General features: G+C 62.1%; 17 protein-coding genes (1 of these 17 only partly in view). 9 read left to right on the top strand and 8 right to left on the bottom strand.

From position 1 onward, the window contains the following. The 5 genes from H156_RS0100785 to H156_RS17625 all read right to left on the bottom strand — a co-directional run. On the bottom strand, window positions 1-341 hold the 5' end (the start) of the coding sequence (locus H156_RS0100785; protein WP_017365045.1) for a ligand-gated ion channel. Its footprint begins 799 nt before the window's first position; 341 of the gene's 1140 nt are visible here — the first part of the coding sequence; the start codon lies at window positions 339-341; its stop codon lies off the left edge, out of view. 102 nt (window positions 342-443) lie between these two features. Then, window positions 444-2084, bottom strand: a complete 1641-nt coding sequence (gene gpmI, locus H156_RS0100780; protein ID WP_017365046.1) for a 2,3-bisphosphoglycerate-independent phosphoglycerate mutase — start codon at window positions 2082-2084, stop codon at window positions 444-446. A gap of 26 nt (window positions 2085-2110) precedes the next feature. Further along, complete coding sequence (locus H156_RS0100775; RefSeq protein WP_017365047.1) at window positions 2111-3475, bottom strand: TldD/PmbA family protein; 1365 nt, start codon at window positions 3473-3475, stop codon at window positions 2111-2113. After that, entirely contained in the window at window positions 3472-4935 is a 1464-nt protein-coding gene (locus tag H156_RS0100770) for a TldD/PmbA family protein (protein WP_017365048.1), read from the bottom strand. The genes H156_RS0100775 and H156_RS0100770 overlap by 4 nt, the downstream gene beginning before the upstream one ends. Window positions 4936-5409: 474 nt before the next feature. Then, window positions 5410-5544, bottom strand: coding sequence for a hypothetical protein (locus H156_RS17625; RefSeq protein ID WP_274517077.1), 135 nt, complete (start codon window positions 5542-5544; stop codon window positions 5410-5412). 21 nt (window positions 5545-5565) lie between these two features. Here H156_RS17625 and H156_RS0100755 point away from each other — a divergent pair, with 21 nt between their 5' ends. The 5 genes from H156_RS0100755 (at window position 5566) to H156_RS17620 (ending at window position 7500) form a co-directional block, all read left to right on the top strand. Then, a complete protein-coding gene (locus H156_RS0100755; protein ID WP_017365051.1) occupies window positions 5566-6030 on the top strand; it encodes an HMA2 domain-containing protein in 465 nt (154 codons plus the stop codon). Window positions 6031-6034: 4 nt separating this feature from the next. After that, entirely contained in the window at window positions 6035-6352 is a 318-nt protein-coding gene (locus H156_RS0100750) for a DMT family transporter (protein ID WP_010960086.1), read from the top strand. A gap of 42 nt (window positions 6353-6394) precedes the next feature. Then, entirely contained in the window at window positions 6395-6781 is a 387-nt protein-coding gene (locus H156_RS0100745) for a Dabb family protein (protein ID WP_026045900.1), read from the top strand. Between the two features lie 251 nt (window positions 6782-7032). Beyond that, a complete protein-coding gene (locus tag H156_RS0100740; RefSeq protein ID WP_010960088.1) occupies window positions 7033-7320 on the top strand; it encodes a 2Fe-2S iron-sulfur cluster-binding protein in 288 nt (95 codons plus the stop codon). A gap of 51 nt (window positions 7321-7371) precedes the next feature. Further along, window positions 7372-7500 (top strand): hypothetical protein, encoded by a 129-nt coding sequence (locus tag H156_RS17620; RefSeq protein ID WP_256993108.1) that lies wholly within the window; start codon window positions 7372-7374, stop codon window positions 7498-7500. Window positions 7501-7582: 82 nt separating this feature from the next. Here the strand turns inward: H156_RS17620 and bfr are convergent, their stop codons facing one another. Further along, entirely contained in the window at window positions 7583-8047 is a 465-nt protein-coding gene (gene bfr, locus H156_RS0100730; protein ID WP_010960090.1) for a bacterioferritin, read from the bottom strand. A gap of 182 nt (window positions 8048-8229) precedes the next feature. Between bfr and nifL the strand changes: the two genes are divergently transcribed. From nifL to H156_RS0100715, 3 genes are all read left to right on the top strand, one after another. Next, entirely contained in the window at window positions 8230-9765 is a 1536-nt protein-coding gene (gene nifL, locus H156_RS0100725) for a nitrogen fixation negative regulator NifL (RefSeq protein WP_238536839.1), read from the top strand. Next, entirely contained in the window at window positions 9758-11293 is a 1536-nt protein-coding gene (gene nifA, locus H156_RS0100720; protein WP_010960092.1) for a nif-specific transcriptional activator NifA, read from the top strand. Before nifL ends, nifA begins: the two co-directional genes overlap by 8 nt. A gap of 178 nt (window positions 11294-11471) precedes the next feature. Continuing rightward, window positions 11472-12233, top strand: coding sequence for a right-handed parallel beta-helix repeat-containing protein (locus H156_RS0100715; protein WP_017365055.1), 762 nt, complete (start codon window positions 11472-11474; stop codon window positions 12231-12233). Between the two features lie 103 nt (window positions 12234-12336). On the opposite strand, the gene H156_RS15580 is transcribed toward H156_RS0100715, so the two are convergent. After that, window positions 12337-12744, bottom strand: a complete 408-nt coding sequence (locus H156_RS15580; RefSeq protein WP_017365056.1) for a hypothetical protein — start codon at window positions 12742-12744, stop codon at window positions 12337-12339. A gap of 176 nt (window positions 12745-12920) precedes the next feature. Between H156_RS15580 and H156_RS0100705 the strand changes: the two genes are divergently transcribed. Continuing rightward, on the top strand, window positions 12921-13271 hold the full coding sequence (locus tag H156_RS0100705; RefSeq protein WP_010960095.1) for a ComEA family DNA-binding protein: 351 nt from the start codon (window positions 12921-12923) through the stop codon (window positions 13269-13271). A 65-nt stretch (window positions 13272-13336) separates the two neighbouring features. Here the strand turns inward: H156_RS0100705 and H156_RS0100700 are convergent, their stop codons facing one another. After that, window positions 13337-14338 carry a dihydroorotate dehydrogenase-like protein gene (locus tag H156_RS0100700; protein WP_017365057.1) on the bottom strand — a complete coding sequence of 334 codons (1002 nt, stop codon included), beginning with the start codon at window positions 14336-14338 and terminating at the stop codon, window positions 13337-13339.

Below are 14338 nucleotides of genomic sequence, written 5' to 3'. Positions count from 1 at the left end.
ACCGAGTTGACGAAATCGAGCATCTGGCTCGAAGGTATTCCATTCACAGCAAAAATATCCTGGGCGGCTTGAGGCCAGGTCAGCCACACCCATCCTTCGGCATCGAACGTTTTCTGGTTGGGCGAAAAGTTATAGATGTTTTCCACATAAACGCCCAGGTTCATTGGGATTGCTTGGTCATCAGAGGCGTCGACGGGGATCAACTGGTCTTGTTGCTTGAAGTCGGTGCGATCGAGGATGCCGCTACGAACGGTGATGACGGCGAGCACCAGTGTCGTGACGAGCATGCAGACCACAATGGTATGTCCATGCTTGTATATTGCGTTGCGGAAGTTTTTCATGATCGGACAGCAGGAAATGCCGTTGTGGGGAGTCGGGGATGTCCCGGGTGAGGCGGAAAGAGATCGGCGAAACGATCGTTTTCGCTTCGATCGCCCTGTGGTTCATCCAAATGCCAGCAGTCCCCGGTCCCACAGGTCCGGAGCCTCGTATCCCAGCAGGTTCACCGTGGTGGCTGCCACGGCGCTCAAGCCGGCATCGCCCGGATTTTGGATGACGGCGCGGTCAAGGCGGTCGTAATAGATGAACGGCACCGAGTTGAGCGTGTGCGAAGTTTTTGCTTTGGGCGCGCCGCTGGGGGTTCGCTGGGGCTCGCCGGTTTTCTTGTCCAGCTCATACATTTCGTCGGCATTGCCGTGGTCTGCGGTGATCAGGGCTACGCCTCCGAGCGCATCGATCACAGGCAACAGCCGGCTCAGCGCCAGATCCACGGCTTCGACTGCGATGATCGTCGCCTGATAGTGGCCGGTGTGCCCGACCATGTCGCCGTTGGCGTAATTGACGCGGACGGTGCGGTGCCTGCCGGTTTTGATCTGGCGGATCAGCTCGTCGGTGATTTCGGCCGATTTCATCCACGGCCGTTGTTCGAACGGTACCCTGTCCGAAGGAATTTCGACGTAGGTCTCCAGCGACTCGTTGAACTTGCCGCTGCGGTTGCCGTTCCAGAAATAGGTGACGTGGCCGTATTTCTGGGTTTCAGAGATAGCGAGCTGGGTGATGCCTTCCGCTGCCAGGTATTCGCCCATCGTGCCATGGATGGCCGGAGGCGCCACCAGGTAACGTCTGGGAATGCCGAGATCGCCGTCGTACTGGAGCATGCCGGCATAGGTTACGCCGGGATGGCGTACGCGGTCGAAGGGCGCGAATTCCTCTTCCTCGAAGGCGCGGCTGATTTCGATCGCCCGGTCGCCGCGGAAGTTGAAGAAGATCACGCTGTCTTTGTCGAATATTTGACCCACCGGCTCACCGTCGTGGGCGACGACGAACGGTGGCAGGTCTTGGTCGATGATGCCGGGATGCTCCGCACGCAGGGTCTCGATGGCCTGGGTCGCCGATTCGAAGTGCCGCGCCTCGCCCAGCACATGGGTGTGCCAGCCGCGTTCGACCATGCCCCAGTCGGCCTCGTAGCGGTCCATGGTGATGTTCATGCGCCCGCCGCCGCTGGCGATGCGGGCGTCGAAGGTTTCGTCCCGGAGTTCCGCGAGGAACGCTTCGAACGGTCCGACATATTCCAGTGCCGAGGTTTCGGGCACGTCCCGGCCGTCCAGCAGGATATGGATGCGCACCCGCCGTTGGCCTTCGGCTTTGGCCCGGACGATCATCGCTTTGAGGTGGTCGACGTGGGAATGGACGTTACCGTCGGAGAGCAGGCCGATGAAATGCAGGGTTGAGCCATGCTGCCGCGCATTGTCCATGATTTCCCGCCATGCCGTGCCTTCGAACAGCGCACCGGAGGCGATCGCTTCAGCGACCAGCGCGGCGCCCTGATGGTAGACTTGGCCTGAACCCAGCGCATTGTGGCCGACCTCGGAATTGCCCATGTCGTCATCGCTGGGCATGCCGACGGCTTTGCCATGCGCCTTGAGGAGGGTATGCGGGCACGTCGCCAGCAGGCGGTCCAGGGTCGGCGTGTAGGCTTGGGCGATGGCGTTGCCGGTGGTCTTGGGACTGTAGCCGAAGCCGTCCATGACGACAGTGACGATGGGGCCGGAGATGCCGGGAAAGGTGGGGTGTTTTTTCAACATGCGATGGGTCGTGGGGGGCTATCGGGTTAGAGGGTCAGTCTGAAACGGGACAGCAGAATGCCGGGGACCTTGCAGCCGCCCAGCGCGCGCTGCCCGTAGGTTTCGGTGGCTGGAAACAGCCGGGTTTCCTCGCTCAGTGCCTCGAGTTCGGTGCCGAAGATGCGGTAAAGGCTGTCGTCGAAACGCAGGTCCTGGATGGGCGCGACGATCTCGCCGTGCTCGATGAGGAAACAGGCGTAGCGGGTCATACCGGTCACCCGGGCGCTCTTGAGGTCGCTCCAGTTGAGGTAGTGCAGGTTGCCAATGTAAAGGCCCGAATCCAGGCGTTTGAGTGCATCCCGTTCGGGCAGATCACCGGGCAGTATTTCTGGCGAGCGCAGCTGCTCTTCCGACCACAGACCGGATTCGGCGCCATTGGAGGTTACGCCGTATTCCCGGGCCGAGCGTGCCCCGGTCAAGAGATTTTTCGGCGCGCCGCGTTCGGCTATGGGCAGTTGCAAGGGAGCCAGCTCGCCGAGGCTGTTGAACCTCGGGCCGAGTCCGAGCGCGAAGTTTTCCCTCAGGCTGAACCGCTCGGACAAGGGCACTTCTCCCTCGATCCAGCGCCGCAGGGCCGATCCGCCCTTCTTCCATGCGCCGAAGCTGACCGCGCCCCAGGACAGCAGCTCGACGACATGGGCCACGGCGGCGGGGGCCAGGTAGGCGCGATATTCGCCTGGCGCCAGCGTCCTGGAAGGCATACGCAATTGATCGAGCCGGTGGCGGTCTGCTTCGATCGCAAGGGCGAGTTCGCTGGCACGCCAGCCCGTGCCACTCAGCAAGCCCTTGACGGCCTTGTTTTCGCCCGCAGAATTCACGGTGAACAGCGAGTAGTCCAGGAAAAAGCCGGATGTCGCAAACCAGTGGTTCTGCCCCGTGGAATTCCGTACCGCACGAATCTGGGGGCCGGCGGCGAATAGCCCGGCGAAATCCGTACCGGCGGTCGCGACGGCAATCTGTTCGATGACTTCCGCCGGGTCGGGGGTGGCGACCTCGTGCCACTCCTCGCTCTGACTGGGATTTTCCAGCGGTGCGGCGAAAGGATCGGGCGGCAGGGATGCGGCGTCAGAGCGGGCCCGAGCCAGCAGCGCATGGAGATCGCGGTGGTCCCGATCCACCCGGCCGGAGAGGTCCGTCGTGAATGTTACTTGGCGGTCCCGAGCCCGGAAATCGAGCTCGAGCCGCCACTGACGGACGCCGGTCGCTTGCCGGACTTTGCCCGTATTGAAGCGGAGATAGGTCTGGTTTTCTGCAGACAGGCTCAAGCTGAGTGCTTCTCCCGGGCGGAGCGCGGCGAAGGCGTGGTCGCTCAGACGCTCGAGCAGGCGATGGGTGTCCCGGGCAAAGCTCACCGGCCACCTCCGAAGACTTCGACGTTGGCAAACAGGCAGTGTGGGGAGGCGTGGCCGACCCGGATCATCTGGTGGGGCTCGCCTTTGCCGCAGAATGGGGTCCCGAAAATGCCGAAGGTGTCGAGATTCCCCACCTTTTTCAGCGAATGCCAGAAGGGGAGGGTCACCCCCCGATAGTTGGGATTCCGGACCACGCGGGTTAACCGACCATCCTCGATGAGATGCGCATATTCGCATCCGAACTGGAATTTTCGCCGGTAATCGTCGATCGACCAGGAGCGGTTGGCGCTCATGTAGATACCGCGCTCGACCGAGGCGATCATATCGTCCAGGGTACTGTCGCCGGGTTCGAGGTTGAGATTGGCCATCCGGTCGATCGGCGGCCGGTTCCAACCCGCCGACCGGAAGTTGGCGACGCCGGGAAGGCCGAGCCGCGCCTGACTTTCCAGGCCGCCGAGCCCACGCAGCAGCAGGCCGCCCCGGATCAGGTATTCCCGATGGGCACGGTTGCCCCCATCGTCGAAGCCGTAGCAAGCGAATTCGCCCGGGAGAGTGGGGTCGAAGCTGATGTTCATCAAGGGCGAGCCGTATTGCAGTCGGCCGAAATCCTCCGGTTTGACGAAGCTCCAGCCCGCGTAATTGCGCTCATCACCGAGGATGCGATCCAGTTCGAGAGGATGGCCGACCGATTCGTGGATCTGCAGCAGCATCTGATCCGGCGCCAGCAGCAGATCGCGGGTGCCGCCCGGACAGTCTTCCGCGGCCAGCAGTTCCAGCGCCTCCCGGCCGGCGCGTTCGCATTCCCGGTAGATGCAGTCGAAGTCCAACACTTCGAGTCCTCCCTGCAGGCAGCGGGCAACCGGGCCGTTCAGGGAGCGTCGCTGGATTTCCGGGCCGTCCTGGGCCGTGGCGACGAAGTTCTGGCTCACCAGGTGAAAGCGCTGGGCGATGTCCGTGCCGCTGGAGGTGGCATAGCAGCTCGAATGTTGGGTCAGGGTGATTTCCGCCATTGTCTCGACGATGTCGCCGGACACCCGTAGCCGGGAGCAGGCGGCGATCAACCTGGCCGTCAGTTCTTCCAGGGAGAGGGTGTCGAAACACTGCGCGCAAGGGCCGGCGAAAGCGCCAGACACGGCGGGGCGCAGGCCGGGCGAAAAAGCCGCTACCGCATGGCGGGCACCCGCACGTGCCAGCCGAGCAGCGCGGCCTGCCGCGTCTTGCAGGCCGGCATGTGACAGGTCGGGAGTCGCCGCATAGGCCAGATTGCCTTCCATCACGGCTTCGACCATTGCGCCCCGCCTCACATGCACCTGGTTCCGCTCCGGTTTGCCGTTGCGGACGGAGCGGTGCTGGCTGACTTCTTCGACGAAGCGCAGACCGATCCAGTCGGCCACGCCAGCAATGGCAGAGAGCGCCGACACCGGGTCGAATTCGGCGGGTGCGGCTTCGGGAGCGTTCATGGCGGCCAGAGGAGGGTAATTCGGGTCCGTGGGACTGCGGCGGATTCTATCAGTTTCAGGACGGCAGGATTGCGCGATTCCCACGGCCGGGATACGCTGGCGCCGTGAATGCACGTTCACGGTTCGCCGACATATGCCTCTAATGAAGCCTTATCACGGCCGGAATGCTGGCCGGACCGAGCGAAGAAGCCGCGCGTTCGGCCCGCTTGCGCAAGAATCCCGAAGTTCATCCGGTGTCAGGGGGTTCTGTCCAGTGCCTGTTCGACGCCATGGAAGCCGGTACCTGCTCCTCGACCGCACCGTCATTCCCGTCCCGACGGCTGGGAGCCGATGGTCGTGGCGCAGTGGGCATTTTCGGTATCGTGTTTCGATGATAGTGGCCGCATCGCCGAAAGGCTCGATCTTCGGGCGGATAGCGGCGACTGCGCCGTCGAAATTCCGGCGGGGTCTGGCACACGGTGGTCGGCCGGGCGCCTATTCACCGGTCGCCGACAAGGATTTAGCCGCTTGGAAGGAGGCGGAGGAGACCACGGCGGCGCCCGCGATGGCGTGCCGGCTGGAGTCGGTGCAGCCGGGCGACCAGTTGGCCTCCGGCGGGTGGGCTTCCATGATTCATCGGGGGAGGTTCCCATGACGAACGGGCAGGACGGCAACCATCAGGGTTCTCCCGGGCACGGCCTGCTCGTGACGCACGCCGTGCCTGGCCGCATCCGGTTGAAGTCGGAACGCCTGAAGGGGCGACCGCATGAGGCGGAGCAGCTCACCGCACGTCTCTCCAAAGTGGCGGGAATCCATCATGCCGCGGTCAACCCGGCGACCGGCAGCATAACACTGCACTATCGTTCGAAGGCCGTGGAGTCGCTTACTTTTTTTGCTGAACTGGCGGCGGCTTTGGGCCTCATCGCCGTCGACATCGAGGCGGGCGACGTAGAAGGATTGTTCGCATTGGTAGGGCTTTCGCCTGCAGACGCGGTCCGTTCGCTGTGGGGGCGGAGGCAGGTGCCGGCGGCCGAAAACGACCTCGCTTACGACGTGCTTCGGCTGCTGGGAGCCGGCATCGCACTGGGGGTATTGGTCTGGAAGCTGAGCCGCTGAGCGCATGAGCTGGGCCTATCTGATCCTGGCCGGTTGCCTGGAAATCGGCTGGCCGCTGGGTTTCAAACTGTCGCAAACCGAAGGCACGCGACTGGCCGGCCTGGTGCTGGCCGTGCTGTGTATGGTGCTGAGTGGCATTTTCCTGTGGCTGGCGCAACGGGAGATTCCCATGGGCACGGCATACGCGGTATGGACCGGTATCGGAGCGGCCGGTACCTTTTTTGTCGGTGTGTGGTTTTTCGGCGATGCGGCCACCCCGGGACGTTACTTGGGGGCGGCGCTGATCGTTGCCGGTGTGATGACACTCAAGCTGGCGCATTGAGTGCGGGTGTCCAGGTTTTTCAACACAACGAGGGGTAAGACAATGTTCAAGCGGATATGTATTTCGGGGGCGATGCTGCTCGCCGGGGTGTGTCCCGCCATGGCTGCGGCGGATGGAGGACGGGTGCAGCACGTGGTCATCGTGTGGCTGAAGGACCACGGCAGCCAGGCCGCTCGGCAGCAGTACATCGAGAACAGCCGGCGTCTTGGCCAGTTGCCCATGGTTCTCAGCTATCAGGTGGGAACGGTGCTGACCGCGGATCGAGCCGTAGTCGACGGTTCCTACGATGTCGGCATAGTCGCCACTTTTGAGAACGAACAGGCGCTGCAGGACTATTTGGCGCATCCCGAACATAGGAAAGTGATCGAAGAGTCCCTCAAGCCATTGGTGGAAAAAGCCGTGGTCTACGATTTCAAGGAGTCGAACTGAGGATCCGCGGCAGTCTGCCCCGTCGCCTCAAGCTCGAGCCTCTTCTTTCCGCCGGCATCACCGCGGTGTCGGCGCGATCCAAACGCCCTCCCTTGCTGCGGAAGCTGTTGGTTTTGCGACAAGCAGCGAGGATTCCATGTCGTAAGTCCGACATGCGGCAAGACCCCAAGTTCATGAAATAAAGAAAGATTGTTTCTTGGCACGACGTCTGCTTGATTGCGCGCAAGCAAGCGATGCGGGAGTTCCCAGCGATGGCCAAAGCCACTGTCACCTTTGAAGACATCGGTGTCACGGTCACCGTCCCGGCCGGGACTCGAATGATCGAAATATCGGAGAAGGTGGGGGCAGGGATCGTTTACGGCTGCCGGGAGGGAGACTGCGGCACCTGTCTCATGGTGGTCACAACCGGGGCGGACGATCTGAGCGAACCCTCCGTCCTGGAAGACAAGATCCTGCGGGAAATCATGGCTGGGAAGAACAACCGGCTGGCTTGCCAGGCGCAAGTGCTGGGCGGTGAGATTTCCGTCAGGCCTGCCTGATTCCAACACGACCGAAAGCGGCTTTTCTCTCATTGGCCGGGGGACAGTACGATGACATACGAGATGAACTGGCTGGAAATCACGGTGGTCATGCTGGTCGTCCTGAGCGCCTATGGCGTTCTGCGCCTCTGTTTTGGCCAGGTTTTCAGGCGGGCGCGGATGGAACGACAGCAGGGTTGAGGATTTCGGCGACGACGGCCGTGAAACGAAGGCCGTTCATCGAGAGAACGGCCTTCTTGCAGGAGACCTGCGCTCGGGCCACTCACATCTGGGATTGCAGATAATTTTGCAGACCCACCTTGCCGATCAGCTCCAGTTGGGTCTCCAGCCAGTCTACGTGTTCCTCTTCGCTCTCGAGGATGTCCTCCAAAAGCTCGCGACTGACATAGTCGCCGCGTTCTTCACAGAAGGCGATGGCATCTCTTAGCAAGGGCAGGGCCTGCTGTTCGAGCTGAAGGTCGCAGCGCAGCATTTCCTCGGGGTTCTCGCCGATTTTGAGTTTGCCCAGGTCCTGCAGATTCGGCAGTCCTTCGAGAAAAAGAATCCGCTCGATGAGGCGGTCGGCATGCTTCATCTCGTCGATGGATTCCTTGTACTCGTGTTCATTGAGCTTACCGAAGCCCCAGTTCTTGAACATTCGGGCGTGCAGAAAATACTGGTTGATGGCGGTCAGTTCGTTGGTGAGAACCTTGTTGAGGTATTCGATGACTTGAGTGTCGCCTTTCATTTCGGGTACTCCGTGGAGGGAACGCGGGTAGTGTAACCGGGGCCGTCGGCTACCGGTAGTGGCCAGGGCGGTCGCGGATACCGGGGAGTTCGCCGCAGGAGCCTCACGGGCACATATCTTGCTTCACGGGTATCGAAGGAGGGATTGCCGTGCCAATAGACTTGTCGAATTCTGAATGCCCCGTGGATCGCGATCTGCCGTCGTCCCTGATGCGCGCAACGGTAGACCAGGCGCCGGTGGCGATTTCGATCACGGATTTGAAAGCCAATATCCTGTATGTCAACGCCGCGTTCAGTGAGATCACCGGCTATGCACCACAAGAGTGCATCGGACGCAACGAATCGATGCTCTCGGACCGGCGTACGCCGCCGGAGGTCTATCAGGAACTGTGGGGCTGCATCACCCGCCAGCAGCCGTGGCGAGGGCGCCTGCTGAACCGCCACCGGGACGGCCGGCGCTATCTCGCCGATCTCACCGTGGCGCCGATGCTGAATGAAGCGGGCGAGACCACGCATTTCATCGGCATGCACCGCGACGTGACGGAAGAGTATCTGCTGCAACAGCAGGTGCGCCAGCAGACTCTGTTCCTGGAAACCGTGGTGGCGTCGATTCCCGTGTCCGCCGTGCTGATCGACGAGAACGGCCGCATCGTTCTGGATAATCTGATGTACAAGGCGCTGGCGAGCGATCTGAAAGTCGAGGAACCCGCGCTGTTGTTCCTGAAACTGCTGCGCGAGGAATCCGGGGAGGACTGGAACGATTTCTGGCACCGCGAAAAGGCGTTCAGGAATCTGGAGCTGCGTTTCGATCCCGGCGGCGGCAGACCTTCGCGCTGGTTTTCCTGTGCCGGTCAGTGGTTCCGCCATGAGGAGGGATCGGTCGACGGATTTTTCTCCGGTTCGGAAAAGGGCTATCTGCTGCTGACGGTGGACGACATCACCCAGCAGAAAAAGCAACAGGAACAATACCGCCTGCGGGGGCTTCAGGCCTTGATGGCCGAGGAGGAAAAGCTCGAGAGCCTCAAGGAAACGCTGTTCGCCGCCATCCACCAGATCCAGGGGCCACTGAACCTGATCGGCGCCGCCAAGAACATCCTGGACCGCCGTGGTGACGACGCCGGCAACGTGGCGCTGCGCGACCTCCTGCAGCAGGTCATGGCGGCCGGCGAAGCGTCCATCTGCACCCTGGAGAAATGCATCCCCCATAGCGACAACAATGCGTTCAAACCCGTCAATCTGAACCAGGTGCTGCACGATGCGATCACCTTGCTGACCGAACGCCTGCTCGCTAGCGGCATCGTGGTGGAATGGGTGCCGACTCCGGTCCTGCCCAGCCTGAAAGGTTCGGAGAACCGGCTGCGCTCGCTGTTCAAACAGCTCATCGAAAACGCCATCGATGCCATGGCGCATTCCAGGCGGCGGGAACTGCGCATCCTCACCTGGACGCGTGATCAGCTGATCCACATCACCATCGAGGATACCGGTCCGGGGATACCGGCGGGGCTGCGGACCCAGGTGTTCGAGCCGTTCTTCACCACCAAGGCGAGCCTGGGGCGCCAGCATGTCGGCATGGGGCTGGCCGTCGCGCACGAGATCGTCAACCAGCACAACGGTCTGATCCGCATCGATCCGGATTACCAGGAGGGCTGCCGCATCCATATGCAGTTCGAGATCAGACAGACGCAACCGGAGCGGCCTGCGAAGGTTTCCCATGGTTGATCGCTACACATTGATCGAGCGGGAGCTCGATGCCCTCTATCAGGTCGGGCAGGTGTTGAACAGCACGGCCGATCTCAAGGGCAGGCTGGAGGGTGTGCTCAACGTCCTGCACGAGCAGGCCGATCTGCGTTCCGGGATGATCGCGCTGCGGGAGCCGGAAACCGATGCACTGGTATTGGCGGTACTGCGGCGGGGCGAAGCCGGGCGGACTTCCAACGAGCCGGTGCGTTACGAGCCGGGCGAAGGACTGATCGGCACCATTCTGGAAGCAAACTGCACCATTGTGGTGGAGCGCATCGCTGACGAGCCGCGTTTCCTCGGCCGCCTCGGTCTCTACGATCCGGAGTTGCCCTTCATCGGCTCGCCCATCCATGTGGGCAAGGATGAACTGCTCGGGGTGCTGGCGGCGCAGCCCAGCGAGCGTGAGCTGCTGGGCGAGCGCGCCAGGTTCCTGGAGATGGTGAGCAATCTGGTCGCGCAGAGTGTCGGCCTGCTGCGCGGGATGGAACAGAAGCAGCGCGATCTCACGACCCAATGCGAGCAGCTGCAACAGACGCTGCGCTCGAATTACGGATTCGAGAACATCATCGGCCGGACGCCGCCGATGCTGCGTGTCTTCGAGACCGTGCGCCAGGTCGCGAAATGGAACACGACGGTGCTCATCCGGGGCGAATCGGGCACCGGCAAGGAGATGATCGCCAGCGCGATCCACTTCAATTCGCCCCGGGCGAGTGGCCCCTTCGTGAAGCTCAACTGTGCCGCCTTGCCTGAAAACCTGCTGGAGTCGGAACTGTTCGGCCACGAGAAAGGCGCCTTCAGCGGCGCCGTCAACCAGCGCAAGGGGCGGTTCGAGCTGGCCAACCACGGTACCCTTTTTCTGGATGAAATCGGCGAGATTTCACCGGCTTTCCAGGCCAAGCTACTGCGGGTGCTGCAGGAGGGTGAATTCGAACGGGTCGGCGGCATCCACACGCTCAAAGTCGATGTGAGGATCATTGCGGCGACCAACCGGGATCTCGAGTCTGCGGTGGAAGAAGGGGCATTTCGTGAGGACCTTTATTATCGCCTCAACGTGATGCCCATCCAGATGCCTCCTCTGCGGCAGCGCAAGGAGGACATTCCGGAGCTCGCCCGCTTCCTGCTGGGCAGAATCTCCCGCAACCAGGGCGGCCGGCTTCTGGAAATCAAGGAGAGCGCCATCCGTTCGCTGATGCGGCACGACTGGCCCGGCAACGTGCGCGAACTGGAAAACCTGCTCGAACGCGCGGCGATCATGAGCCGTGAAGGGGTCATCGACAGCGAGGTGATCGGCATGACGGGGCTCAAGGAGAAGCTGACGACGGTGGCCGATGTGGCTTCCTACAAAGTCGACCTGGGTGATGAGAACCTGGATGAACGGGAGCGCATCATCGCTGCACTCGAACAGAGCGGCTGGGTGCAGGCGAAAGCCGCACGCCTGCTCGACATGACGCCGAGACAGATCGCCTACCGTGTCAAAATCCTGAATATCCACATGAAACACCTGTAGAATTCGCGGCGGGGCCGTATCGGGACGTGCTGTACATGTCGGCAGGCCCTCGTCCGTGCGTGCCGCTGGCCGGTCCGCGCGCCTTTCCCAAGAACAATGCGAGGTGGTTATGAACGATGGACTGCGTCAGGTGAGACGGCCCAGTGGAATCTCAAGGATAGGACCCCGCTCCGGGGTAGTGCTCCTCCTCCTGGCGTCGGTGGCCGAGCCCGCACTGGCCAAGCGGGTTTATTGTCCGACCAATCTCCAGTCTGAGCTGGATGCCATCAAGTCGGGGGGTACTCTGGAGATATCGGGCACCTGTGTGGGCCATTTCGTGGTGTGGAAAAACGTCGAACTGCGAGGCAAAGGCACGGCGCCGACCTTGTTCGGGGCGGGCGGCGGGACGGTGTTGACCATCATGGGAGCGGCCAACAGGGTCAAGGTCAAGAATCTCACCATCACCGGTGGCGGCGGTGTCGGCGATGGCGGTGGCATTCTCAACTACGGCGATCTGACGCTGATCGGTTCGACGGTCGTCGGGAACAACGCCGTGAATCACGGCGGCGGTATCTACAATTACGGCACGACCACCCTGAAGCAGTCTCAGGTCACCGGAAACATCGCCGGGTTGGACGGCGGCGGCATCTACAACAACAGTTCGGCCTCCGGCTGGGGAACCCTGTCGCTGTATGGATCCGAGGTGACCGGCAACAAGGCCGGCGGCGGTGGCGGCGGGATTTACAGCTTCGGTTCCGCCTACCTCAAGAATTCCGTATTGAACGGCAACCAGGCCGGCGGAGACGGCGGTGGACTCAAGAGTGCCCAGGGCTCGATCACCACCGTCACCGGTTCCGTGATCACCGGCAACATCGCGGCCAGCAACGGCGGGGTGTCGGGCACCGTCACCTTCAAAGGGAAACAGTCGACGATCAGCGGCAATCTGCCCGACGGTCCTTGAGGAGCATCGCCGCGGTGGCCGTCCTCGAAAACCCGCCCGGCGCACCCATCGCGCCTGGCGGTCGACCGGGATTCATGGGGCCGCCGGCTGGCTGCGGCAGATCTTACGAAGAACCCAGGCAGTGGTTCGCGGCCTGATTGCTCATGATGACCAGGTCGAACGGGAATTCCCCTTTCTGATTGAAATGCACGGCGTCGGCTTTGCTGATCCGCTGCGATATCTCCTTCGCCATGCACTCGCACACCCGTCCCAGTTCCTGGTCGTCCTTGACAAGGCTGTCGGGATCGTTTTGCTGTCCCTTGATGCATTTCTCGACATAAAGTTTTTCGAAAATCTGGTGCTCGGACTGAGTCACCGGAATGTGTGGAGGCGTGGAAGGAGTGGAACTCGTCGTGGCGGCTGGCGCCGAAGTCTTGGCCGGTTCGGGGGTTTCGCTGCCGCAGCCGGCCAGCAGCGCGGCGGTTGCGGTGAGGCCGGCCAGGGTCCGGCGGAAAGCTTGATCTTGGTCCATGGGGTGCCCTCGGGACGGGGTTGTGGATGGAATCTGGCGATTACGACAGGGAAGGCACTTTACCCAGCCAGGGCCGGGAAGGGCAAGTCCCGCCCGCCGGCTACAAGGGCACATTGATTTCCGGAGAACCCCTTCTATAGTAAAAAACTCCTGCAACCCTCATGTTGGAGACTGACATGAAAAAACTGTTCGCCTTGCTTTTGTTCATGTTATTCAGCCTTGCAGCCTGGGCCGAACCGCTGGATATCAACTCCGCGACCGCCGAGGAAATCGCCGCGACGATGACCGGTGTGGGAAAAGCCAAAGCAGAGGCCATCGTGAAGGACCGTGAGGCTCACGGCAACTTCAAATCAGTCGACGACCTCAAGCGCGTAAAGGGCATCAAGGAAGGCATTCTGGCCAAGAATCGTGACAAGATCACCGTCAAGGCCGATACGGCGGCCTCGCCGGCGCCGGCCGCCGCCACTCCCCCCGGGACTGCGACCCCGGCGCCTGCCGAAACCCCGGCGGCGAAACCCCGGCACTGAAGCCGCGGCGTTTTTTCCTTGCGGGAAGGCGTGGTTTCCCGGCCACGCCTTTCATGTCGCCCCCCTCACACGGGCGGCATCTGATAGGAGTCCAGGACTTTGAGGTAGTTGGCCCGTTCGTAGGCGGCAGGGTTGGCGATCCTGTCATGGCCCATGATTCCCTTGAGCAAGGTGACGGATGCGAAACCGTGAGCGTCCATCCAGTGCTCCAGGCCTTTCACGAGCACCGCGGCGTAGCTGGGTCCGTGCCGCAGCAGGGCGGAGGCGGTCATGACGGCATCGGCGCCCGCGAGCAGATATTTGACCACCTCTCCGGCGCCGGCGACGCCGGTCGTGGCGCCCAGCGAAAGGCGGAGCTTGCCGTGCAGCAGAGCGATCCAGAGCAGGGGCAGACGTATTTCGCTGGGGCTGCTCAGTTCCAGCGAGGGATGGAGGTCCAGCCGCTCGACATCGACGTCCGGCTGGTAAAAACGGTTGAACAGCACCAGCGCATCAGCGCCGGCTCGTTCGAGGCGCACGGCCATGTGGGCCATGGCGCTGAAATACGGGCTGAGCTTCAAGGCGACGGGGATGTGAACCGCCGACTTGACTGCTGTCAGGCTATTGACATAGCGCTGTTCGATTTCTCCGCCGGAGATGGTGGGATCGGTTTCGATGCCATAGATGTTGAGCTCCAGGCCGTGGGCACCGGCCTGTTCGATCTGGCGTGCATAGTCGATCCAGCCCTCGTCGCTCACACAGTTCAAACTGGCGATGACCGGAATGTCGACGGCTTCGACGGCTCGCCGGATCAGCTCGAGATAGCGATCCGGTCCGGCATGATGAGCGGTGGTTGCCGGAAAATAGCTCAACGATTCGGCGAAGCTTTCGCTTCCCGCGGTCAGCAGCCGTGAGAACACCTCGTTTTCCTGCTGGATCTGCTCTTCGAACAGGGAAAACAGGACCACGGCGGCGACGCCCCCGTCTTCCAGCCGTCTGATGCCGTGGAGGCTTTCCGAAAGCGGGGAGGCCGACGCGACGACGGGGTGCTTCAGAGACAGTCCCATATAGTTTGTGCTCAGGTCCAT

It is taken from the genome of Methylococcus capsulatus str. Texas = ATCC 19069, from assembly GCF_000424685.1.
GTDB lineage: Bacteria > Pseudomonadota > Gammaproteobacteria > Methylococcales > Methylococcaceae > Methylococcus > Methylococcus capsulatus.
Note: the sequence above shows the minus strand (reverse complement) of the source record. Positions and strands in the feature narration are given on the sequence as shown.